At 68.5% G+C, this 23539-nt stretch carries 17 protein-coding genes; 7 read left to right on the top strand and 10 right to left on the bottom strand.

What is annotated here, in order from left to right:
• Positions 1-37: 37 nt before the first annotated feature.
• The gene (locus BDO18943_RS12085) at positions 38-847 is read right to left on the bottom strand and encodes a helix-turn-helix transcriptional regulator (protein ID WP_043189788.1); all 810 of its coding nucleotides are present in this window, start codon (positions 845-847) and stop codon (positions 38-40) included.
• 215 nt (positions 848-1062) lie between these two features.
• Here BDO18943_RS12085 and BDO18943_RS12080 point away from each other — a divergent pair, with 215 nt between their 5' ends.
• Positions 1063-1815, top strand: a complete 753-nt coding sequence (locus BDO18943_RS12080; RefSeq protein WP_175022466.1) for a class I SAM-dependent methyltransferase — start codon at positions 1063-1065, stop codon at positions 1813-1815.
• 127 nt (positions 1816-1942) lie between these two features.
• Here the strand turns inward: BDO18943_RS12080 and ppc are convergent, their stop codons facing one another.
• The gene (gene ppc, locus BDO18943_RS12075; RefSeq protein WP_175022465.1) at positions 1943-4957 is read right to left on the bottom strand and encodes a phosphoenolpyruvate carboxylase; all 3015 of its coding nucleotides are present in this window, start codon (positions 4955-4957) and stop codon (positions 1943-1945) included.
• 207 nt (positions 4958-5164) lie between these two features.
• Here ppc and hemC point away from each other — a divergent pair, with 207 nt between their 5' ends.
• Genes hemC through BDO18943_RS12060 form a run of 3 tightly spaced genes read left to right on the top strand, consistent with a single transcriptional unit; the run spans position 5165 to position 9329 of the window.
• Positions 5165-6169, top strand: a complete 1005-nt coding sequence (gene hemC / locus BDO18943_RS12070; RefSeq protein ID WP_043189779.1) for a hydroxymethylbilane synthase — start codon at positions 5165-5167, stop codon at positions 6167-6169.
• On the top strand, positions 6169-8139 hold the full coding sequence (gene hemDX / locus BDO18943_RS12065; protein WP_175022464.1) for a fused uroporphyrinogen-III synthase HemD/membrane protein HemX: 1971 nt from the start codon (positions 6169-6171) through the stop codon (positions 8137-8139). Before hemC ends, hemDX begins: the two co-directional genes overlap by 1 nt.
• A 2-nt stretch (positions 8140-8141) precedes the next feature.
• Positions 8142-9329, top strand: a complete 1188-nt coding sequence (locus tag BDO18943_RS12060; protein ID WP_174941658.1) for a heme biosynthesis protein HemY — start codon at positions 8142-8144, stop codon at positions 9327-9329.
• 113 nt (positions 9330-9442) lie between these two features.
• Here BDO18943_RS12060 and BDO18943_RS12055 read toward each other — a convergent pair whose 3' ends face one another.
• From BDO18943_RS12055 to BDO18943_RS12035, 5 genes are all read right to left on the bottom strand, one after another.
• Positions 9443-10669, bottom strand: coding sequence for an alpha/beta fold hydrolase (locus tag BDO18943_RS12055; protein WP_175022463.1), 1227 nt, complete (start codon positions 10667-10669; stop codon positions 9443-9445).
• Positions 10666-11079, bottom strand: coding sequence for a helix-turn-helix domain-containing protein (locus BDO18943_RS12050; RefSeq protein ID WP_175022462.1), 414 nt, complete (start codon positions 11077-11079; stop codon positions 10666-10668). The genes BDO18943_RS12055 and BDO18943_RS12050 overlap by 4 nt, the downstream gene beginning before the upstream one ends.
• Before the next feature lie 218 nt (positions 11080-11297).
• Positions 11298-12602, bottom strand: coding sequence for an MFS transporter (locus tag BDO18943_RS12045; protein ID WP_043189766.1), 1305 nt, complete (start codon positions 12600-12602; stop codon positions 11298-11300).
• Positions 12603-12730: 128 nt separating this feature from the next.
• Positions 12731-13489 (bottom strand): SDR family oxidoreductase, encoded by a 759-nt coding sequence (locus BDO18943_RS12040; protein WP_043189764.1) that lies wholly within the window; start codon positions 13487-13489, stop codon positions 12731-12733.
• 92 nt (positions 13490-13581) lie between these two features.
• Positions 13582-15021: an aldehyde dehydrogenase family protein gene (locus tag BDO18943_RS12035; RefSeq protein WP_175022461.1), complete on the bottom strand. Its 1440-nt coding sequence runs from the start codon at positions 15019-15021 to the stop codon at positions 13582-13584.
• A 469-nt stretch (positions 15022-15490) separates the two neighbouring features.
• Between BDO18943_RS12035 and ppa the strand changes: the two genes are divergently transcribed.
• Entirely contained in the window at positions 15491-16018 is a 528-nt protein-coding gene (gene ppa, locus BDO18943_RS12030; RefSeq protein WP_011352863.1) for an inorganic diphosphatase, read from the top strand.
• 54 nt (positions 16019-16072) lie between these two features.
• On the opposite strand, the gene BDO18943_RS12025 is transcribed toward ppa, so the two are convergent.
• Positions 16073-16918, bottom strand: coding sequence for a GIY-YIG nuclease family protein (locus tag BDO18943_RS12025; protein ID WP_175022460.1), 846 nt, complete (start codon positions 16916-16918; stop codon positions 16073-16075).
• Positions 16919-16967: 49 nt separating this feature from the next.
• Positions 16968-18002 carry a helix-turn-helix transcriptional regulator gene (locus tag BDO18943_RS12020; RefSeq protein WP_175022459.1) on the bottom strand — a complete coding sequence of 345 codons (1035 nt, stop codon included), beginning with the start codon at positions 18000-18002 and terminating at the stop codon, positions 16968-16970.
• A 151-nt stretch (positions 18003-18153) separates the two neighbouring features.
• On the opposite strand from BDO18943_RS12020, the gene BDO18943_RS12015 reads away from it, so the two are divergent.
• Complete coding sequence (locus tag BDO18943_RS12015; protein WP_175022458.1) at positions 18154-20403, top strand: glycoside hydrolase family 3 C-terminal domain-containing protein; 2250 nt, start codon at positions 18154-18156, stop codon at positions 20401-20403.
• Positions 20404-20474: 71 nt separating this feature from the next.
• Here the strand turns inward: BDO18943_RS12015 and BDO18943_RS12010 are convergent, their stop codons facing one another.
• On the bottom strand, positions 20475-21653 hold the full coding sequence (locus BDO18943_RS12010) for a GNAT family N-acetyltransferase (RefSeq protein ID WP_175022457.1): 1179 nt from the start codon (positions 21651-21653) through the stop codon (positions 20475-20477).
• Between the two features lie 110 nt (positions 21654-21763).
• Between BDO18943_RS12010 and BDO18943_RS12005 the strand changes: the two genes are divergently transcribed.
• Complete coding sequence (locus BDO18943_RS12005; RefSeq protein ID WP_175022456.1) at positions 21764-23470, top strand: NAD+ synthase; 1707 nt, start codon at positions 21764-21766, stop codon at positions 23468-23470.
• Positions 23471-23539: the final 69 nt, after the last annotated feature.

Genomic DNA, 23539 nt, shown 5'->3' with positions numbered 1-23539 from the left:
TGCCGGCCGTGGCCGGCGCCGGCGCAGGCCGGCCCGTTCAGTCGCGCACCAGCACCACCAGCTTCAGGTCCTCGCGGTGCGCGGGCTTCAGCGTGATCTGCTGGTACACGAGGCGGCCGTCGGCCGGATGGTCGAATTCGCGCAGGCCGCCTTCGCGTTCGAACACGTCCTGCGATGCCCAGTACTGCGCGAAGGCGTCGCTGCCGGCGGTCAGCGCGTCGATCAGCGCGCGCGTGGGCGCATCGGTCAGGTGACGGATCGAATCGGCGCGGAATTCGGCCGCGAGCCGCCGCGCACGGGTTTCCCAGTCGACGATCAGCGTGCGCGCGGCCGGCGACATGAACGTGAAGCGCAGCAGGTTGCGGTCGTGCTCGCCATCGAGCCAGCCGGAGAACAATGCGGCGGCCGGTGCGTTCCATGCGAGGGCGTTCCATTGCCGGTCGAGCACGTACGCAGGTGTCGCGATTGCCGCGACGGTCGCGGCGAGCGTCGGCGGCAGGTCGCCGCCCGCGACGTCGGGCTCGGCCGGGTCGCGCTGCGCGGCCAGTTCGAACAGGTACGCGCGCTCGGCCTTCGACAGCTGCAGTGCGACGGCGATCCGCGCGAGCGCGTCGGCCGACGCGGACACGGGGCGGCCCTGTTCGATCCACGTGTACCAGGTCGGACTGACGCCGCACAGCTGCGCGACTTCCTCGCGCCGCAGCCCCGGCGTGCGGCGGCGCGGGCCGGGCGGCAGGCCGACGGCCTGCGGCGACAGCCGCTCGCGGTGGGCACGGATGAATTCGCCGAGCGCACGGGCGGGCGTGGCGTCGAGCGGCAGGACGGGGGCGGAGGACGGGTGGTTCATGCGGAAACGGCGAAAGGGAAGCGGGGATGCGGCAACGATCAGACAGGTGTATCGAATACCAGAATAACTGCTTAACTTGTACTGGTACAAACGCAGGCCTATTGTAGCGGCTCGCGCGCTGGCACGGCAGCGGGCGTCCCACAAAACGCGTTGCATGGGGCCGGAACAGGCACTGAGGCGTCTGTCGCACCGGCAACGGTACCAAGGAGAGAACGATGAAACACCACGACCAGGTCGCCGACGCATTCGGCACGACGGCCGCCGCCTATCTGACGAGCACGGTCCACGCGACGGGCGCCGATCTGCAGACGCTCGCCGACGCGGTGCGCGCGACGCCCGATGCCGCGGTGCTCGATCTTGGCTGCGGCGCCGGCCATGCGAGCTTCGCGGTCGCGCCGCACGTGCGCGACGTGGTCGCCTACGATCTCGCCGCGCAGATGCTCGCGACCGTCGACGCCGCTGCGCGCGAGCGCGGGCTCGCGAACATTCGTACGCAGCAGGGCCCGGCCGAGCAGCTGCCATTCGAGACGGCGACGTTCGACCGGGTCGTGAGCCGGATGAGCGCACACCACTGGCACGACATGCGCGCGGCGCTCGCCGAGGTACGCCGTGTGCTGAAACCGGGCGGTCGCGTGCTGATGATCGACATCGCCGGCAACGACCATCCGCTCCTCGATACGTACCTGCAGGCCGCGGAAGTGCTGCGCGACGCGTCGCACGTGCGCGACTACCGCGCGGACGAATGGCTCGCGATGTTCCGCGATGCCGGCTTCGACGCGCACGTGCACAGCCGCTGGCGCCTGCCGATCGATTTCGATACGTGGGTCGCGCGGATCCGCACGCCGGCCGACAGCGTCACCGGCATTCGCGCGCTGTGGGCGCATGCGCCGGACGAGGTGCGCGGCTACTACGCGGTGCAGCCCGACGGCTCGTTCGAACACGACGCGCTGCTGATCGACGCGCACTGAGCGCGCGGTGTGCCGCTACTGTTTCGCCGGCGCATGAAAAAAGCCGCGATACGCACCGTGGGTACGGTGGCGTATCGCGGCTTTCACGATGCCGGTTGGCGCCGAATCACGCCGCGCCGCATGCGGGTCAGCCCGTGTTGCGCAGGCCGGCCGCGATCCCGTTGATCGTCAGGTGAATCCCGCGGCGCAGCCGCGCGTTCGTGTCGCCCGCGCGGTGGCGCTTGATCAGCTCGACCTGCAGGTGGTTCAGCGGATCGAGATACGGGAAGCGGTTCTTGATCGAGCGCGCGAGCAGCGGGTTGGTCGCGAGGCGGCCTTCGTGCCCGGTGATTTCCGCCAGCGCCTGCGACGTGCGCTCCCATTCCGCGACGATCCGCTCGAACACGTGCTTGCGCAGCTTGCGGTCGGAAACGAGCTGCGCGTAGCGCGACGCGACCGCGAGGTCGGTCTTCGCGAGCACCATGTCCATGTTCGACAGCAGGTTCGCGAAGAACGGCCAGGTCTTGTTCATCTTCTTCAGCAACGCGACGCGCTTCGTGCGTTCGGCGTCGTCCTGCGCGCCGTCGAGATACGCGCTCACCGCGCTGCCGAAGCCGTACCAGCCGGTCAGCAGCAGCCGGCACTGGCCCCACGAGAAGCCCCACGGAATCGCGCGCAGGTCCTCGATCTTGCGCTGCTTCGGATCCTGCAGCTTGCGCGAAGCCGGGCGACTGCCGATGTTCAGCTCGGCGATCTCGGTGATCGGCGTCGACGAGAAGAAATAGTCGGTGAAGCCCGGGGTTTCATAGACGAGCGCGCGGTACGCGGCCATCGCCGAATCGGACAGCGTCTGCATCGCGGCCTCGAACGCCGGCAGTTGCGCGGGCGCGTTGTTCTGCGGCAGGAGCGTCGCCTCGAGCGTCGCGGCGACGACCGTCTCGAGGTTGCGGCGGCCGATCTCCGGGTTCGCGAACTTGCTCGCGATCACCTCGCCCTGTTCGGTCAGGCGGATCTGGCCGTTCACGGTGCCCGGCGGCTGCGACAGGATCGCCTGGTAGGTCGGGCCGCCGCCGCGGCCGACCGTGCCGCCGCGGCCGTGGAACAGGCGCAGCGTGATCTTGCGGTCGCGGAACAGGTCGACGAGCGCGAGTTCCGCGCGATACAGCTCCCAGTTCGACGTGAGGAAGCCGCCGTCCTTGTTGCTGTCCGAATAGCCGAGCATCACTTCCTGCTCGGCGCCCTGGTGCGCGATCAGCGCGTCGATGCCCGGCAGTGCGAAGTATTCGCGCATGATGCGCGCGGCGTCGCGCAGGTCGGGAATCGTCTCGAACAGCGGGATCACCATCAGGCTGTTCTTCGCATCGCTGCCCGGTACGCCGAGCGCGCCTTCGAGCAGGCCCGTCTCCTTCTGCAGCAACAGCACTTCGACGAGGTCGCTGACGGTTTCCGTATGCGAAATGATGTAGTTGCGTACCGCGCGTGCGCCGAATTGCGCGCGGACTTCGCGCGCTTTCTCGAACACGCCGAGCTCGCTCTGCGCGAGCGCCGAGTATTCGAAGTACGGCGAGCGCAGCGGACGCGGATCGGCAAGCGCGGCGAGCAGCACGCGCAGCTTGTCTTCCTCCGCGAGCGCCGCGTAGTCAGCCTCGACGCCCGCGCGCGCGAACAGTTCGGCGACCACGGCTTCGTGGACGTCGGAGCTCTGGCGCAGGTCGATGCTCGCGAGATGGAAGCCGAACACTTCGGCCGCGCGCACGAGCGGCGCGAGGCGCGGCGCGGCGAGCGACGTGCCGTGGTGTTCGTCGAGCGACGCGGTCAGCACCTTCAGGTCGGCGACGAACGCTTCGGAATCCGCATACGGGATCGCGCGCACCGGCGGCGCGCCGCGGCCCGCGCTGCGCACGGGCACCGTGCCTTCGCCGAGGCGCACACGCGCGCTGGCGGCGAGGCGCGTGTAGATGCCGATCAGCGCGCGGCGATACGGCTCGTCGACGCGGTGCGGCGACTGGTCGGGGGACGCTGCCGCGAGCGCCTTTACGGCGTCGTTCGCGCCGACGAGCAGGTTCGACACCGACAGCTCGGCGCCGAGCTTGTGCACCTGCTCCAGATAGTGCTCGAGGATCACCGCGGCCTGGCGGTTGATCGCCTCGTCGAGCGTCGGGGCCGTGACGTTCGGGTTGCCGTCGCGGTCGCCGCCGATCCAGCTGCCCATCTGGAAGAACGCCGGCACGCGCGCGGACAGGCCGTGCTCGGCGAGCGCGGCCTCGATGTCGCCGTACAGCGCGGGCAGTTCGTCGAGGAACGTCGCGCGGTAGTACGACAGCGCATTTTCGATTTCGTCGCCGACCGTCAGGCGCGCGTCGCGCAGCATGCGCGTCTGCCACAGCGTGGTGACGCGGGCGCGCAGCATCGACTCGTTGTACTGGCGCTCACGGCCGGTCAGCTCCTGGTCGCGCTCGGCGAGCAGGCGCGCGATGTCGTGCTGCGCATCGAGGATGCTCTTGCGCTGCACTTCGGTCGGGTGCGCGGTCAGCACCGGCACGATCAGGGCATCGTCGAAGAAGCGCTGCAGCAGGCGCTTCGACGCGTTGCCGGTCGTCTTCAGCTGTTCGAGCGCGTACGCGACCGTGCCGGGCTGCGATGCCGAGCCGGCCAGCGCGTGGATGCGGCGGCGGCGGTTGTGATGACGGTCTTCGGCGATGTTCGCGAGATGCGAGAAATAGCTGAACGCGCGCACGACGCTCACCGTCTGCTCCGGCGTCAGCTTGCGCAGCTTCTTCTCGAGCGTCTGCGCGGCTTCGCTGTCGTCCTCGCGGCGGAATTTGACCGCGGTCTGGCGAATCGTCTCGACGACGTCGAACACGGTGTCGCCTTCCTGCTCGCGCACGACGTCGCCGAGCAGGCGGCCGAGGAAGCGGATGTCGTCGAACAGCGGGCCGTCCTTGTCTTCGCGCGTGCGCGTGCCGGACTTCGTCGCACCGGCCGTGCGGGCCGCCGGGCCGGCGGTTTTCGCCGGGCGTTTTGTCTGACGTATCGGGTCTTTCGGTTTCGTTGCCGTTTTCGCACGGCCGTTCGCGGCGGTGGCGACGGTGTCCGTCGAGGCGTCGGAGGAGGACAGGGCAGCATTGCGGCGCGCCGTACGCGCCGATCCGGAAGACTTCACGATGGGTTTCCTTGGGAAAGCTCGAGTCAAAAGGAACTGCGGAAACTGCGAAACTGCGGTCAAGCAACCAGCTACGTGCGGCACATCCGCACATCGGCGCCGCGACCCGCTCGGCGGCAGGCCGGGCGCAGGCTCCGGGCCCGGGCGGGCAGGGGCGTGCGTGCTACCATTGTTCGATCTTCAATCCCGTTCTTCGATGTTCCAGCAATGAATTCCGAGACCCCTGCGGCCGGGCCGCAACAGGCACTGTCGCCCACGACGTTGACGATTGCTTCGCGCGAAAGCCGCCTGGCGATGTGGCAAGCCGAACATGTGCGTGATGCGCTGCGCAAATTATATCCAGCTTGTGACGTGAAAATCCTCGGGATGACGACGCGCGGCGACCAGATTCTCGATCGCACGCTGTCGAAGGTCGGCGGCAAGGGCCTGTTCGTGAAGGAACTGGAGGCCGCGCTGGCCGACGGCCGCGCCGATCTCGCCGTGCATTCGCTGAAGGACGTGCCGATGGCGCTGCCCGACGGTTTCTCGCTCGCCGCGATCATGGAGCGCGAAGATCCGCGCGATGCATTCGTGTCGAACGACTACGCGTCGCTCGACGCGCTGCCGGCCGGCGCCGTGGTCGGTACGTCGAGCCTGCGCCGCGAGGCGATGCTGCGCTCGCGCTACCCGCACCTGGACGTGCTGCCGCTGCGCGGCAACCTCGACACGCGCCTGTCGAAGCTCGATCGCGGCGACTACGCGGCGATCATCCTCGCGGCCGCCGGCCTGAAGCGCCTCGGCCTCGAAGCGCGGATTCGCGCGCTGCTCGACGTCGACGCGAGCCCGCCCGCCGCGGGCCAGGGCGCGCTCGGCATCGAGATCGCATCGCACCGCAGCGACGTCGCCGCGTGGCTCGCGCCGCTGCACGACCCGCAGACCGCGCTCGCGGTCGAGGCGGAGCGGATGGTGTCGCGCGCGCTTGGTGGCAGCTGCGAGGTGCCGCTCGCCGCGCACGCGGTGTGGCGTGCGGGCGAGCTGTACCTGACGGGCCGCGTGTCGACGACCGACGGCAAGCGCGTGCTGACGGCCGAGGAGTGCGGGGCCGTCGTGACCGTCGCCGATGCGCTCGCGCTCGGCCGCGCCGTGTCCGACGAACTCGAGGCGCAAGGCGCGCTCGACATCGTCCAGGCGCTGCTCGCGGGCTCGCCGGCCGCCGGCAAGGGCGACGCCTGATGGCGGGCGGCGCGCGCGCGTTCACCGCTGTCCTGACGCGCCCGGACGGCCAGTCCGGCGCGCTTGCGTCGCAACTGGCCGAGGCCGGCTGCGACGTGCTCGAATTTCCGTTGATCGACATTGCGCCGGTCGACGATCCGGCGCCGCTCGACGCGGCGTTCGCGGCGCTCGCCGACTACGCGCTGGTGATTTTCGTGTCGCCGAACGCGATCGACCGCGCGCTCGCGCAGTACGGCGCGATCTGGCCGAACGCGCTGCCGGTCGGCGTGGTCGGGCCCGGCAGCGTCGCGGCGCTCGAGCGGCACGGTATCGCGGCACCCGCGCATCGCGTGATCGCGCCGCAGGCGCCGGCCGACGGCGGCGTACCCCATTACGATTCGGAAAGCCTGTTCGCGTGCATCGAGGCCGCGTTCGGCGGCGCGCAGGCGCTGGCGGGCAAGCGCGTGCTGATCGTGCGCGGCGACGGCGGGCGCGAATGGCTCGCCGAGCGGCTGCGCGAGGCCGGTGCGGACGTCACGCTCGTCGCCGCGTACCGGCGCGTCGTGCCCGAGCCGCGCGTCGGCGCGTGGGAGCGCGTGCATGCGCTGCTCCACGGCGAACCGCATGCGTGGCTCGTCACGAGCTCGGAAGGCGTGCGCAACCTGCACGAACTTGCGCGGTCGCACCTGAACGATGCCGAGATCGATGCGCTGAAGCATGCGCCGCTCGTGACGCCGCATCCGCGGATCGAGCAGACCGCGCGTGCATTGGGTTTTGATAGGATTACGCTGACCGGCGCGGGCGATGAGCGCATCGTCCGCGCGTTTCGAACGATGGCCGACGAGGCCGTCCAACCGGCGACAGCCGCACCGGTGACTAAACGCATGACAGATACCAACGATTCCAAAAGCGTCGCTTCCCAGCCGGCCGCTGCATCCGCACCGCCGTCCCGTCCTGCCTATATGGCGTCCGAACCGCCTGCGCGCCGCGGCGGCAGCGCGGTGCTGTGGTTCTTCGTCGTCGTGCTCGGCTGCGCGGCGGGCGTCGGCGGCTACGCGCTGAACCGCAAGATCGACCGGCTCGACGGCACGTTCGTCGCGCGCCAGAAGGCGCTCGATGCGCAGACGGCCGAGACGCGCACGAAGACCGAGCAGGCGCTCGCGAGCGCGCATCAGGTCGACACGCAGCTCGCGCAGCTCGACGGCAAGCTTGCCGACGCACAGAGCGCGCAGCAGGCGCTGCAGCAGCAATACCAGGACCTGTCGCGTAACCGCGATGCGTGGATGCTCGAAGAAGTCGACCAGATGCTGTCGAGCGCGAGCCAGCAGCTTCAGCTGACCGGCAACACGCAGCTTGCGCTGATCGCGCTGCAGAATGCCGACGCACGCCTCGCGACGTCGCAGAGCGCGCAGGCCGTCACGGTGCGCAAGGCGCTCGCGCTGGACATCGAGAAGCTGAAGGCCGCACCGGCGGCCGATCTCACGGGTCTCGCGATCAAGCTCGACGACGCGATCGCGAAGATCGACGCGCTGCCGCTGTCCGGCGAGGCGATCGTCCCGCACGAAGCGCCGAAGGCCGCGCCGGCTGACGCCGCGTCGTCGGCCGTGGCCGGCGAGCCGCGCTGGAAGGTGTGGTGGCACGACTTCTCGGCCGGCCTCGGCCAGCAGTTGAAAGGGCTCGTGCAGGTGCGCCGGATCGACAACGCGGACGCGATGCTCGCGTCGCCCGACCAGGGCTACTTCGTGCGCGAGAACGTGAAGCTGCGCCTGCTGACCGCGCGCCTGTCGCTGCTCGCACGCAACGACGGCGCGATGAAGACCGACCTGCACGCCGCGCAGGCGTCGCTCGGGAAGTATTTCGACCAGGCATCGAAGGACACGCAGACCGTTGAGGATCTGCTCAAGCAGGTTGACGGTGCATCGCTGACGGTTGCGGTGCCGAACCTGAACACGAGCCTGAACGCCGTTCAGCAGTTCAAGAGCCGGGGGTAACGATGACGCTTCGAGGAATCGTCTGGCTCGCGGTCCTGTTCGCGATCGCCGCTGCGCTCGCCACCGTCGGCCGTTTCGACGCCGGGCAGGTGCTGCTTGTCTATCCGCCGTACCGGATCGACGTGTCGCTGAACCTGTTCGTGATCGCCATCGTCGTGCTGTTCATCGTTGTGTATGCGCTGCTGCGCATCGTGCGCAACATCTGGCGCATGCCGCAGCGGGTCGCCGCGTATCGGGCGCGTTCGCGCAACGAGAAGGCGCAGGCATCGCTGCGCGACGCGATCGCGAACCTGTACGCAGGCCGCTTCTCGCGCGCCGAGAAGGCCGCGCGTGAAGCGCTGTCGGTCGATGCGAACCAGGGCGCGGCGAGTCTCGTCGCGGCCACCGCCGCGCACCGGATGCACGAGTACACGCGCCGCGACGACTGGCTGTCGAAGGTCGACGCACCTGAGTGGCAGGATGCACGGCTGCTCGCCGCGGCGGACATGCGCGCGGATGCGCGCGATGCCGACGGCGCGCTCGCCGCGCTGGCCGACCTGCAGGCGGGCGGCAAGCGCATTCATGCGCAGCAGGTCGCACTGCGTGCGCAGCAGCAGCTGAAGAACTGGGCCGAGGTGCTGAAGCTCGCGAAGGCGCTCGAGAAGCGCGAGGCGCTGCATCCGGCCGCGGCCGTGCGGCTGCGCCAGCAGGCCGCGGAAAACCTGCTGCGCGAACGTCGGCACGACCCGGACGCGTTGCTCGAAGTGTGGCAGTCGCTGTCGCCGGTCGAGCGCCAGTCGCCGCGTCTCGCCGATCTCGCGGCCGATCTGCTCGTGCCGCTCGAACGTCGCAACGAAGCGCGCCGCATCGTCGAGGACGCGCTTGCGCACAACTGGGATGCCCGTCTGCTGCGCCGTTACCCGGACACGGCCGGCGCCGATGCGCTGCCGCTGATCCAGAAGGCGGAAGGGTGGAAGAAGGATCACCCGGAGGATGCCGATCTGCTGTTCGCGCTCGGCCGCCTGTGCCAGCAGCAGCAACTGTGGGGCAAGGCGCAGTCGTTCCTCGAATCGGCACTGAAGCTGGCCGACAACGAGGCGCTGAAGGTGCGTGCGCATCGCGCGCTCGCACGCCTGTTCGAGCATCTCGGTGAATCCGACAAGGCTGCGAAGCATTATCGCGAAAGCGCGCTCGCGATTACCGTGGTCTGATGCGGGCGATGTGGCTGCCTGCTGCAGGCGGCTCGCGCCACTCGCGCAAAAAAGCCCCGAATGCCGGAAGGCATTCGGGGCTTTTTTTCGTCCAGGGTGACCTGGACGACACGTCATGCACCGAGCTTGCGCAGCAGGTCGTCCTCGTTCGCGACGAACCACACCGATGCGCCGCGATTGGACTCGCGAACGAGCGCGCGAAGCGCTTCGCTGCGTGCAAGCCAGCGGTCGATATCACCGACCACACCGAGCCGGACGCCGTAGTTGACGAGTTTCTGCAGTACCGCGCCCGCCAGCCCGCTGTCGAGCCGGTAGAAATCGTCGTGCAGCGCGTCGGCGGGGAGCGCGATCCAGTCGGCTTCATGCTCGTGCGCGAGCGCGACGAGGTCGAGTGCATCGCTTTCGCGCTGGACGAGACTGGCGGCAGGATCTCGGACCAGCACGCGATGGCCGGCTGCCTGGACGATTCGGTGGTGCATGCAGGTTGGCTCCGTCGACATGAGAAATGCGAGCACGGTGTCGCGCTGCCCGCGGATGAAGTGGTATTGATCCGGAAGAAACCGGACCTGCGCGTGCGGCACGAGACGCATCAGGCGATCGCACGTATCGCGCGAATCGAGCATGACGTCGCGACCGCCGACGATCGCCAGCATCGGCGGGGACAGCGTGCGCAGCGCGCCGTCGCCGAACACCGGGATCGTTTCGAGGCGCGGCCGAAGGCCGCGATCCACGGCGCGCATGAGCGAGAATGCGTCGCGCTCGGCCGGCGTCGACGCGGGCGGCAGACGGCCGAGCACGCGCCGTCGTACGCACGCGCGTCCCGCATCGCCGAACAGCAACAGCGGCAGCGCCCACCACAGAAACGGCTTCTGTCTGCCGATGCCGGATGGGCAGAGCAGCGCAAGCCGCGTGACGCGCGCCGGCCGGCGCAACGCGAAATCGAGCGCGGTTCGCGCACCCAACGAGATGCCGACGAACGCGGCGCGCGACACGCCCAGGCCGTCGAGCACGTCGTCGAGCCATTGCGCGTACGCGTCGCTCGCGAGCGATGGTCGCGACGGGGCGCTGGGTCCTGCTTCACCGATCACGTCGATCGCGTAGAGCCGGAAGTGCGTCGACCATTCGGCCGCGAAGTGCTGCCAGCTTGCCGCTGTCGTCTGCGCGCCGTGGATCAGCACGACCGGCGGCGCGTGCTCGGGGCCGCAGGCGATCACGTGCGTTGCGCCATGGCGGGTCTGCACCGTGATGCGCCGATGCCCGGCCGGCCAGTGCGACAGCGCAGCCTCGTAAGCCGCGCGAATCGCGCGGGCGTGGCGGGTCGACCTGAAGATCGCGCTCATGTCCCGCTTTGCTGCAGCAAAGCGTCGACCGACGACATCAGCGCGGCCGTGTCGGCCGGCGTCGCGGCGACGATGATCTTGACCAGGCTCGCGGCGGGATCGAACGTGACGTCGATTCGCACCGGGTCGACGTACGACGTGCGGCCGGACGCCATCGCTTGCAGCGATCGCGACAGGTACTGGTGCAGCGATTGCGACGCGTCTGGAACGTCGACGATGCTGGTGACGCGCACCGCACGCGGCACGGGCGCGGCCGGCTTCGTTTGCGCGAACGCGGCGAGGTCGGTGTCGAGGATGCGGTATGCACGGCCGACCCGCGTGGCGTGCAGCTTGCCCTCGCGGATGAAGCGCAGGACGGTCTTCGGGTGGAGGCGCAGGTGTGCGGCGGACTCTTCGACGGTATGGAACATGATCGGCCAGTGGTGCTCAAAATGTTCCTTATTGTTCCATGATAAATGGATCAATAGGGAGTATTTTAAGAGAAGGGCATCACCATTGGCGAGTCACCGAACCGCATCGTCCGGGCGGCGTGCGTGGAAGCAGAAACGCCCCGCCGACCGGATCGGTTCCGGCCAGCGGGGTGTTTCAGGTGCCGGTCATCAACCGGCGGGCGCCCGTGCGCCCTGCGTTATTTGTCGACCAGCCGCTTCGGCACCGACAGCGCCAGCAGCCCGCCTAGCACGAGGAACCCGGCGAGCATGTACATGCCCGAATCGTTGGCCCCGGTTGCCTGCTTGAGCCAGCCCATCATGTACGGGCTGAGGAAGCCCGCGAGGTTGCCGATCGAGTTGATCATCGCGATGCCGGCTGCGGCTGCCGTGCCGCCGAGGAACGCGGTCGGCAGGCTCCAGAACAGCGGCAGCGTCGTCAGGATGCCGATCGTCGCGAGCGTGAGGCCGAGCATCGCGAGCGCGGTCTGGTGCGCCCAGATCACCGAAAGCACGAGCCCGAGCGCGCCGATCGCGGCCGGAATCGCGACGTGCCAGCGGCGTTCGCGGTGCTTGTCTGCGCTGCGTGCGATCAGGATCATCGCGACCACCGCCGCCGCATACGGAATCGCCGACAGCAGGCCGATCATGAACGTGTCGGTCACGCCGGTGGCCTTGATGATCGTCGGCAGCCAGAAGCCGACGCCGTAGAGCCCCATCACGAACGAGAAGTAGATCAGCGCCATCAGCCACACACGCGGGCTCGACATCACGGCGCCGAGCGGCAGATCTTCCTTGGTCGCTTCTTCCGCATCGACGTTGCGCGTGAGCAGCGCCTTTTCGTCGTCGGTCAGCCAGTTCGCCTTCGCGATCCGCTCGTCCAGCTTGAGGAACACGATCACGCCGACCAGCACCGACGGGATACCTTCGAGCAGGAACAGCCATTGCCAGCCGTGCCAGCCGCTCATGCCGTCGAACGCCTTCAGGATGAAGCCCGAGAGCGGCCCGCCGATCACGCCGGACAGTGCGACGGCCGTCATGAAGAATGTCGTCATCCGGCCGCGCCGGTGCGCGGGATACCAGTAGGTGAGATAGAGGATCACGCCGGGGAAGAAGCCCGCTTCGGCGACGCCGAGCAGGAAGCGCATCACGTAGAACATCGTGGGCGTCGTGACGAACATCGTCAGGATCGAGATCACGCCCCACGTCGCCATGATCCGCGCGATCCACACGCGCGCGCCGACCTTGTGCAGGATGATGTTGCTCGGCACTTCGAACAGGAAATAGCCGAAGAAGAAGATCCCGGCGCCGAGCCCGTAGACGGTGTCGCTCAGGTTCAGGTCGCTCGCCATCTGCAGCTTCGCGAAGCCGACGTTCACGCGGTCGAGATACGCGACCACGTAGCACAGCAGCAGGAGCGGCACGAGCCGCCACGACACCTTGCGGTAGGTTGCTTCCTCGAATGCGCCGGACGAACCCGGCAGCGACTGCGTCGATATTGCCATGTTGTCTCCTGTCCTTGTAATTGACCGGGGCAGGCGTATCGGCGCCAGGCCCGGTTTCGTGCGAAGCAATGCGTGGATGTCGAGCCGGCCGGTGAAACCCGGCACGGCGCGCGAACAGCACGGTGCGGCTAGATGCAGCGCCCGCCGTCGACTTCGAGGCAGACGCCCGTGATGAATTCAGCTTCGTCGGATGCGAGGTAAAGCGCCGCGTTCGCGATGTCCTGCGGCGTCGAGAAGCGGCCGAGCGGGATCGTCGCGAGGAAGCGGCTGCGGTTCTCGGGGGTATCCTCGCAGCCCATGAATTCGGTCATCAACGCCGTCTCGCCGAGCACGGGGTTGATGCAGTTCACGCGGATGCGGTCGGCGCCGAGTTCGGCCGCGAGCGACTTGCTCGCGGTGATCATCGCGCCTTTCGTGCTGTTGTACCAGACGAGGCCCGGCCGCGGCCGCACGCCGGCCGTCGATGCGACGTTCACGAACACGCCGCCGCCCTGTTCGCGGAAGTACGGCACGAAGGTTTGCACGCACCAGAACAGGCTCTTCATGTTGACCGCGTACACGCGGTCGAATTCGGCTTCCGTCACGTCGAGCACCGGCTTGTTGCGGTGCGTGGTGCCCGCGTTGTTCACGACGATCTGCACCGTATGGAAATCGTCGAGCGCGGCCTGCAGCAGCGCATGCCAGTCGTCCTCTTTCGATACGTCGCCGGCCACCGCGATCGCCTTGCCGCCCGCGAGCGCGATCTCGCTCGCGACGCGCTCGGCTGCCGCGCCGTTCAGGTCGTTGACGACGACGTTCGCGCCTTCGCGCGCATACGTCTTCGCGATGCCTTCGCCGAACCCCGAGCCGCCGCCCGTGACGATGGCTGTCTTGCCGCTCAACCGCATGATGTGTCTCCTCTGCTGGATATGAGTGTCGTCGTGCTTCGGCATGCGGCCGGGCGCTGCCGGCCGCGTGCCGCTTGCCGTTTTCCGCGCGTTCAGCCGTGCCGGATCGCGATCGTCTTCAGCGCGGTGAAGCCGTACAGTGCCTCGAAGCCTTTCTCGCGGCCATGCCCCGAGTGGCCCACGCCGCCGAACGGCAGCTCGACGCCGCCGCCCGCGCCATAGTTGTTGATGAACACCTGGCCTGCGCGCAGGCGTCGCGCAAGACGCATCTGGCGCGCGCCGTCGCGCGTCCAGATGCCCGCGACGAGGCCGTACGGCGTGCCGTTCGCGAGCGCGACGGCTTCGTCTTCGTCGACGAAACGCATCGCGGCGAGCACGGGGCCGAACACTTCCTCCTGCGCGAGCCGGTGTGACGGCGGCACGTCGCGCAACAGCGCGGGCGCCTGGTAGAAGCCGCTTTCGGGCGCGTCGGCGACGACCTGCCCATGCGCGGCCATCGGAATGCCGTCGTGCTGCGCGTCGGACAGGAAATCCCACACGCGCTGCTGCTGCTTCGCATTGATCAGTGGGCCGCAGTCGAGATCGGCGCGGCTCGGGCCGACGCGCAGCCCGTTGAACGCGGTGGCGAGCCGCTCGACAAGCGGCTCGTACACCGCGCGCTCGATCAGCACGCGGCTGCCGGCCGAGCAGGTCTGCCCGCCGTTCTGCACGATCGCCGACACGAGCACGGGCAGCGCCGCTTCGAGATCGGCATCGGCGAACACGATCTGCGGCGACTTGCCGCCGAGTTCGAGCGTGACGGGCACGTGGTTCTCGGCCGCCATCTGCGTGACCAGCTTGCCGGTGGCCGGCGAACCCGTGAACGAGATGTGGTCGATGCCGGGATGACGAGCGAGCGCGGCGCCCGCTTCATGGCCGTAGCCGGTGACGATGTTGAGCGCGCCGGCCGGCAGCCCGGCCTCGGCGGCCAGCTCGGCGACGCGCAGCAACGACAGGCACGCATCCTCGGCCGGCTTGACGACGCAGGCGTTGCCGGCCGCGAGCGCGGCGCCGACGCTGCGCCCGAAGATCTGCATCGGATAGTTCCACGGCACGATGTGGCCCGTGACGCCGTGCGGCTCGCGCACCGTCAGCACGGTATAGCCCGCTTGATAGGGGAGGGTTTCGCCGTGCAGCTTGTCGGCGGCGCCCGCGTAGAACTCGAAGTAGCGCGCGAGCGCGGCTGCGTCGGCGCGTGCCTGTTTCAGCGGCTTGCCGGTGTCGCGCGCCTCGATCGCGGCGAGTTCCTCGAGGGAATTAGCCACGCGCGCCGACAGTCGCATCAGCACGCGGCCGCGCTCGGCGGCGCTGGCGGCGCCCCACGGGCCCGCGAATGCGTCGCGGGCTGCGGCGACCGCACGCTCGATGTCGGGCGCGGTGCCGCGGGCGATCGCTGCGAATGGCTGGCCGTCGGATGGATCGACGACCGCGATGGTTTCCAGTTGTGCGGGCAACGTCCATTCGCCCGCGATGAAGTGCTTCGCCTCTTCCATGCCAGCTCCTGTCGACCCGAGTTAGCGCTTCAGCGCTTACTCGGGTCCCATGCTTTGCGGTCGACCCGAGTTGGCGCTTCGGCGCTTACGCGGGCCCCATGCTTTGCGGTCGCCCCGAGTTAGCGCTTCAGCACTTACGCGGGCCCCATGCTTTGCGGTCGCCCCGAGTCAGCGCTTCAGCACTTACTCGGGCCCCATGCTTCACGGTCGCTCCGAGTCAGCGCTTCAGCACGTACTCAAGCCCCATGCTTCACGATCGCCCGGCGACGGCGCATCGGCGCCGACGCCGATTCCATATAACGCGGCCAGTGGTTCGACGGCCGGGCATCCGGAACGATTATCGGCCGATCGTCATCCGGACGCCACCGGTCGATTGGCTATAATGGCGCATTCCTTTGCGGGACGCCTGCGGCGATGCATCGGCCGCGGCGCCCTGTCCCGAATTCCCATCGACCTACAGAGAGTGCTCATGAGCTTCAATCATGTTCCGGCCGGCAAGGACCTGCCGCAAGATTTCAACGTGATCATCGAGATTCCGGCGCAAAGCGATCCGGTGAAGTACGAGGCGGACAAGGAACTGGGCCTTCTCGTCGTCGACCGCTTCATCGGTACGGGCATGCGCTATCCGGTGAACTACGGCTACATCCCGCAGACGCTGTCGGGCGACGGCGATCCGGTCGACGTGCTGGTGATCACGCCGTTCCCGCTGCTGGCCGGCTCGATCGTGCGTTCGCGCGTGCTCGGCATGCTGCAGATGACCGACGAGTCGGGCGTGGATGCGAAGCTGGTCGCGGTGCCGCACGACAAGGTCTGCCCGATGACGGCAAACCTGAAGTCGATCGACGACGTGCCTGAATACCTGAAGGACCAGATCAAGCACTTCTTCGAGCAATACAAGGCGCTCGAGAAGGGCAAGTGGGTGAAGGTCGAAGGCTGGGCCGGCATCGAAGCCGCGCACAAGGAAATCACCGACGGCGCAGCGAACTACAAAAAGTAAGCGGCGTACCGGCCGACGGCCGGTTCGTGCGAAACGCAAACCGCGCGTGTCTCCTCAGGAGGCCGCGCGGTTTTGTTTTGTGCGCGGCGGGTGTTTGCGCGCGGCGGTGGGCACGGACGCTGGCGACGTGGCAGTGGACGGCGCGTCCTTCGTGCGCTTCGCGCGGCGAGGGGCAACGGAGGCCGCAATGGCCTCGGCGGCTTTGGTTGCTTTCGAGGCAGACGGGCGGCGGCGGGCCGGTGCGGGCGAGGCGCCTTCGCGTCCGTTCGTGGCGGGTTTGCCGCTGGCTGCCGATGTTTTTCCTTTCGACGAAGCGGGCACGGCCGGCTTGTACTTTTTTACCGGGGTGTCGCGCGATGCAGTCTTTCTTGCGACCGCATCGCTGTCCGGCTTCGTGCGCTTCGCGACCGGTGTGGCTTTTGTTGCCTTGGGAGGCTTGGCAGCTTTTCCGGACTTGTCGACCTTCTCGGCTTTCCCTGCCTTTCCGGCCTTCCTGGTGCCTTTGTCCGTCTTCGCCGTCTCAACCGTCTTCGCCGCGCGCTCGACGTTCTCCGCCTTCGCCTTCTTCCGCCCGCGCGCATCGACCTTCTTCAACCCGGCCGCATCGCCACTCGTATCGACGGCCACCACGGCAGGCAGCACCGACTCCAGCGTTCGCACCCCGGCGGCCAGTTCCCGCTTCTGCGCCGCCGTGAGCCGCTTCACCCAGTATTCGGCGCGCGACGCGCTCGACCGGTCGGGCAGCGGAAACGACGCGAGCACCGCACGCGGCTTGCGCGAGCGCGTGTAGCGCGCGCCCTTGCCGGATGCGTGCTCGTCGAAGCGCGCGGCGACGTCGGTCGTGATGCCCGTGTAGACGCTGTCGTCGGCGCATTCGATCAGATACAGAAACCAGGACATGGCAGGGCGGCGGGATGCGAAGCCGCCAGTGTCTCAGAAAAAGCGCCCGTCAACGCCACCGATCGCCGTGTCCGTCACGGAAGCGGCTCGGCGCCGCACCGAGTTCACGCGTGAAGAAGCGCGTGAACGCGCTCGTCGAGCGGAAGCCGACCCGCACGCCGATCTCGCCGATCGGCAGTTGCGTGTTCAGCAGCAGGTCGCGCGCTTCACCGAGCCGTGCCTGTGCGACGAGCGCATGAAATCCGACCGCTTCGCGATGCAGCCGCCGGCGCAGCGTCCAGCGCGACATCGCGAAGCGCGTGCAGACGTGCTCCATCAGCGTGTCGGCCGGCACGTCGACTTCGTCGGACGTGCGCAGCCAGTCGCGCACACATTGCTCGACCGACGAGCCGAATGTCGAGCGGGCGCGCACGCGCTCGCGTGCGGTGTCGGCCGCGTGACGCTGGATGCCGGCGAGCGGCGCGTTGTAGCGCTCGAACGGCGTGTCGAAGCGCGTGGAGCGCAGCACGAGGCGGTTGTGCGCGGCGTCGAACGACACCGGCGCACCGAGCATGTCGCGCAACACGGCGGCGGGCGCGAACGCGCGGCCGGCGAATGCGGCGTCGTCGATGCGCACGTGCGGATCGTATAGGCGCGCGAGCGCCGCAAGGATCGCGAGGTTGGCGAATGCGCTGCCGTCGTGCCGGCCGTCTCCTTCGTTCACGTATTCGAGTGCGATCGCGTCGCCGTTGTCGTGCGCGAAGACCCAGTCGACGTTGCCGATCAGTTCGCGATAGTGCAGGTAGCCGTACAACGCGTCGCGCAGCGTCGCCGCGTTGCACGTGACGCCCGCGAGTTCCGGGAACGGCACGAGCCACGGCACGGCCTGCGGCGGCGGGCGATGCCACGACAGCGGCCATTCGCTCGTCAACTGCATCGCGGCAACGTGCCGGTCGCCCGCGACGCGTCGCGTGTCGTCCGCCAGCTCGGCCGGGCCGATGCCGAGCGTCTCATAAAGCGGCGCGAGATCGATGCCGTTCGCGCGCGCGTCTTCGCACAGCCAGCGGTAGATCCGGACGGATACCGATTTCTGTCGCAACTCCATGTCTGTCTCCCTGTCGTCATGCCGTTCGGGTTTGTCCCCGCTGCGAGAGGTCAACGCATGCTCCTGCCGGCCAAGCATGGTGACCGGTCGATTTTTAGACTCGGACGCTGGAGTGTGGCGACAAGTACAACAGATCGATTCAGGAGGATCAATGAAAACTTCGCTGTTCCGGTGTTCGACGATTGCGTCCGCGTGCACGCTCACGGTGCTGCTCGCGTCGTGCGGCGGCGACGACATTCACGCAGGCCCGGCCGACCCCGATGCCGCGGCCGACCAGCGCGCAGCCGCGCTCGTCGCGCAACTGACGACCGACGAGAAGCTGCAGCTCGTACACGGCACGGGCATGCCCGCGCTCGACATGGGCGGCCCGTTTCCGGCCGACGCGCTGAACGGCGCGAGCTACATCCCGGGCGTGCCGCGGCTCGGCATTCCGGCCGTCAGCAGTGCCGATTCGGCAGGCGGCGTGAACGTGAAGAACGCGCGCGTGACCGCGCTGCCCGCGCCGGTCGCGCTCGCGGCGACGTGGGACCCGGCGCTGGCCGGCACCTACGGCACGCGCATCGCGCTCGAGTTGCGCGCGCTCGGCTTCGCGGAAGGGCTCGGCGGCGGCGTGAATCTCGCGCGCGAGCCGCGCAACGGCCGCACGTTCGAATACATGGGCGAGGATCCGGTGCTGGCAGGCACGCTGAGCGCCGCGCGCACGCAGGCGACGCAGGCGCAGAAGGTGATCGCGACGATCAAGCATTTCGCGTTCAACGACCAGGAAACCAACCGGATGACGATCGATTCGGTCGTCGACGAGCGAACCATGCGCGAGGCCGAACTGCTCGCGTTCGAGATCGGCGTGAAGGACGGCCAGCCGGGCAACGTGATGTGCTCGTACAACAAGCTGAACGGTGTGTATGCGTGCGAGAACCCGTATCTGCTGACCACGGTGCTGAAGAACGAATGGGGCTTCAAGGGCGTCGTGCAGTCGGACTGGGGTGCGACGCATTCGACGGTCGCGGCCGTGCAGGCGGGGCTCGACGAGGAAGAGCCGGGCGCGGCGGACGACAACAACGCGCCGCTCGGCTCGTTCTTCAACACGAAGCTGCGTGCCGCGCTGCAGGCGGGCAGCGTGTCGGCCGCGCGGCTGAACGACATGGTGCAGCGCAAGCTGCGCACGCTGATCCGCATCGGCGTGATGGACGCGCCGCCGAAGCCGGGCGGCGCGATCGACGAAGCGGCCGGCAACGCCGATGCGCTCGCGATCGCGCGGCAATCCGCGGTACTGCTGAAGAACGCGGCCGTGCCGGGCGATGCGCAGCCGGTGCTGCCGCTGGTGGCCGGCGCGCTGAAGTCGGTCGTCGTGATCGGCGGGCATGCGGACGCGGGCGTGCTGTCGGGCGGCGGCTCGGGCGCGGTGCCGGCGATCGACGGCAATGCGGTGACGACCTGCCAGCAACCGGCCGACATGCTGTTCGGCGGCTGTGCGACCTGGTACAAGTCCGCGCCGCTTGCGGCGATTCGCGCGAAGGCGCCGAACGCGTCGGTCAGCTATCTCGACGGGACCGACGCGAATGCCGCGGCGAGCGCGGCCGCGCAGGCCGATGTCGCGATCGTGTTCGCGACGCAGTGGCAGACGGAAGGGCTCGACCTCGCGAGCCTGTCGCTGCCTGATGCGAAGGCCGATCCGTACAACCAGCGGTACGACCAGAACGCGCTCATCGCGGCCGTCGCGGCGAAGGCGAAGCGCGTGATCGTCGTGCTCGAGAACGGCAGCCCCGTGCTGATGCCGTGGCTCGCGAACGTGCATGGTGTGCTCGAAGCGTGGTATCCGGGCGCGCAGGGCGGTCAGGCGATCGCCGACCTGTTGTTCGGCGATGCAAACCCGTCGGGCCGGCTGCCGCTGACGTTCCCGAAGCAGGAGGCCGACCTGCCGCAGGCGACGATCGATCCGGCGCGCACGCAGACCGTCTATGCGGAAGGGCTCGCGTACGGCTATCGCTGGTTCGACGCGAAGGCGATCGAGCCGTTGTTCCCGTTCGGCTACGGGCTGTCGTACACGACGTATGGTTTGTCGGCGATGTCCGCGCAGGCCGATGCAGCGGGCAACGTGACGGTCGGCGTGACGGTGAAGAATACGGGCGCGCGGGCCGGGGCGCAGACGGTGCAGATCTACGCGGCGCTGCCTGCGTCGCTCGGCGAGCCGCCGAAGCGGCTCGTCGGCTGGACCAAGGTTGCGCTGCAGCCGGGCGAGGCGCGTACCGTCAGCGTCGCGGTGCCGGCGCAGCGCTTTGCGGTCTGGGATGCGAATGCGCATGCGTGGCGGATCGCGGCGGGCAGCTACGGGCTGTCGGTGGCCGCTTCGTCGCGCGATCCGCAGGCGTTGTCGCAGACGGTGACGCTCGCTGCGCACTGACCCTGACGCGGCCGTATGGCTTGCGGCGAGGCCGATCGTGGTCTCGCCGCAAGCCGGTGGGCGTGATGACGCTACGCGGTGCCGCGCCGAAACGGATCGTGTTCGCGCAATTCGTCGACGTACGCGTGGATATGGTCGGTCTCGCGTTCGAGAAAGCGCGCGACGGCGTCCGAGAACGCCGGGTGCGCGAGCCAGTGCGCGGAGTGCGTGACGGTCGGCAGGAAGCCGCGCGCGAGCTTGTGTTCGCCCTGCGCGCCGCCTTCGAACGTGTCGAGCCCGGCCTCGATGCAGAATTCGAGCAACTGGTAATAGGCCGTTTCGAAATGCAGGCACGGCACCTGTTCGACCGCACCCCAGTAGCGGCCGTACAGCGTGCCGCCGCCGCGTTCGCCGCGCCGGTAGACGGCGAGCGCACTCGCGATCGGCTGGCCGCCGGCTTCCGCGATCACGAGCAGCAGGTTCTCGGGCATCGTCGCGCCGATCGTGCGGAAGAAATCGAGGTTCAGGTACGGGCTCGAATAGTGTTCGCGATAGGTCTGCCGGTAGCAGCGCGAGAAGAAGCGCCAGTCGGCGTCGGTGATCTGGTCGCCGGTCAGCCGGCGGAACGTCACGCCCGCGTCGTGCACCTTGCGCCGCTCCGCGCGGATGTTCTTGCGCTTCTTCTGCTCGAGCGTGCCGAGGAAATCGTCGAAGTGACGGTAGCCGTCGTTGATCCAGTGGAACTGCACACCTTCACGCAGCATCATCCCCATCGATTCGAGCAGCGCCGCTTCGTCGCCGGTCGGGAACAGCACGTGCAGCGACGACACGTCGCTCTGCTCGGCGAACGCGAGCAGCGTGGCCGCGAGCCGGCGGCGCGCGTCGTCGTCGGCCGCGAGCAGGCGCGTGCCCTGCACCGGCGTGAACGGCACCGCGCACAGCAGCTTCGGGTAGTAGGGCAGGTCGTTGCGCTGGTACGCGTCGGCCCAGGCCCAGTCGAACACGTATTCGCCGTACGAATGCTGCTTCGCGTAGACGGGTGCGGCAGCCGCGAGGCGGCCGGTGCGCTCGTCGGTCAGCGTGACGAAGTGCGGCGACCAGCCGGTATCGTCGACCGCGCAGCGCGCGATGTGCAGCGCGTCGAGGAATTCGTGGCGCAGGAAGGGCGTCGGCTGCGCGTCGCGGGCGAGCAGCGCGTTCCATTCGTCGGCCGGCACCTCCGCGGGGGACGACAGGATGCCCGTGCGATAATCGATGCGTTCGTGTTTCAAGCGTGAATCCGTACTGTTCTGTGTCACCGGATGCGACGGCCTGCGCGGCCCGCACCGGGACGATTTCGTCAGCCGTTCAGGGCGCGCCGCCAGGCTGCGCCGATCCCGCCATGAAGACCCGACTCGCTCTCGCCCAGATCAACGTCACCGTCGGCGATTTCGCCGGCAACATCGCGCGGATCGTCGCGGCCGCGCGCGCCGCGCACAACGATGGTGCGCAGCTGATGGTCGCACCCGAACTCGCGCTGTCCGGCTATCCGCCGGAAGACCTGCTGCTGCGGCCCGCGTTCTATGCGGCGGCGGCCTCGGCACTCGACGCGCTCGCCGATGCGCTGAAGGCGTTCGACGGGCTCGCGGTGCTGGTCGGCCATCCGCTGCGCGGCGCGGGCGACGGCGCGCACGCGTCAGCCGTCGATGGTAATGCAAACCGCCCGATCGAGCGCGGCGTGCCGCCCGTCGATACCTACAACGCGGTATCGCTGATCGTCGGCGGCAAGATCGTCGGCACCTACCGCAAGCAGGATCTCCCCAACGCCGAGGTCTTCGACGAGAAGCGCTATTTTGCGACGGACGCCGAGCCGCTCGTGTTCGAGCTGAACGGCGTGAAATACGGCGTGATCATCTGCGAGGACGCGTGGCACGCATCGGCCGCGCAGATCGCGAAGGCGGCCGGCGCGCAGGTGCTGCTGATTCCGAACGGCTCGCCGTACCACATGAACAAGGACGCGGTGCGCATCGACATCCTGCGCGCGCGGATTCGCGAAACCGCGCTGCCGATGGTGTACGTGAACCTCGTCGGCGGCCAGGACGAGCTCGTATTCGACGGCGGCTCGTTCGTGCTCGACGCGCAGGGCGCGCTCGTCGCAAAGATGCCGCAGTTCGACGAAGGGCACGCGATCGTCGAATTCGACGGCGCGCGGCCGCTGCCGGGTGCGATCGCGCCCGAGCTGTCGACGGACGCGCAGGTGTACCGCGCGCTCGTGACGGGCGTGCGCGACTACATCGGCAAGAACGGCTTTCCGGGCGTGCTGATCGGGCTGTCGGGCGGCGTCGATTCGGCGCTGGTGCTGGCCGTCGCATGCGATGCGCTCGGGCCCGAGCGCGTGCGCGCGGTGATGATGCCGTCGCGCTTCACGGCCGACATCTCGACCACCGACGCGGCGGAAATGGCGCGGCGCGTCGGCGTGCGCTACGACGAGATCGCGATCGCACCGATGTTCGATGCCTTCCGCGTATCGCTCGCGGGCGAGTTCGCGGGCCGCGCGGAAGACGCGACCGAGGAGAACATCCAGGCGCGCATCCGCGGCACGCTGCTGATGGCGCTGTCGAACAAGTTCGGCTCGATCGTGCTGACGACCGGCAACAAGAGCGAGATGGCGGTCGGCTACTGCACACTGTACGGCGACATGGCCGGCGGGTTCGCGGTGATCAAGGATCTCGCGAAGACGCTCGTGTACCGGCTTTGCCGCTATCGCAACGAAACGGCCGACTACCCGCTGTGCGACGTGATTCCCGAGCGGATCCTCACCCGCGCGCCGTCGGCCGAGCTGCGCGAGAACCAGACCGACCAGGACAGCCTGCCGCCGTACGACGTGCTCGACGCGATCATGCGGATGTACATGGAAGAGGACCGGCCGCTCGCCGAGATCGTCGCGGCCGGTTATGCGCAGGCCGACGTCGAACGCGTGACGCGGCTCATCAAGATCAACGAATACAAGCGCCGCCAGGCGCCGATCGGCATTCGCGTCACGCATCGCGCCTTCGGGCGCGACTGGCGCTACCCGATCACGTCACGTTTTACCGAACGTCTCGATTGAGCCGTGCTGGGCCGCATGCGGCTCGCAGGCTTACAATCGGGGTCGCGATTTTTCATCCAAACGAGCATT

It is taken from the genome of Burkholderia aenigmatica (genome assembly GCF_902499175.1).
Classification (GTDB): domain Bacteria; phylum Pseudomonadota; class Gammaproteobacteria; order Burkholderiales; family Burkholderiaceae; genus Burkholderia; species Burkholderia aenigmatica.
This window is presented reverse-complemented; position numbering and strand designations above follow the sequence as displayed.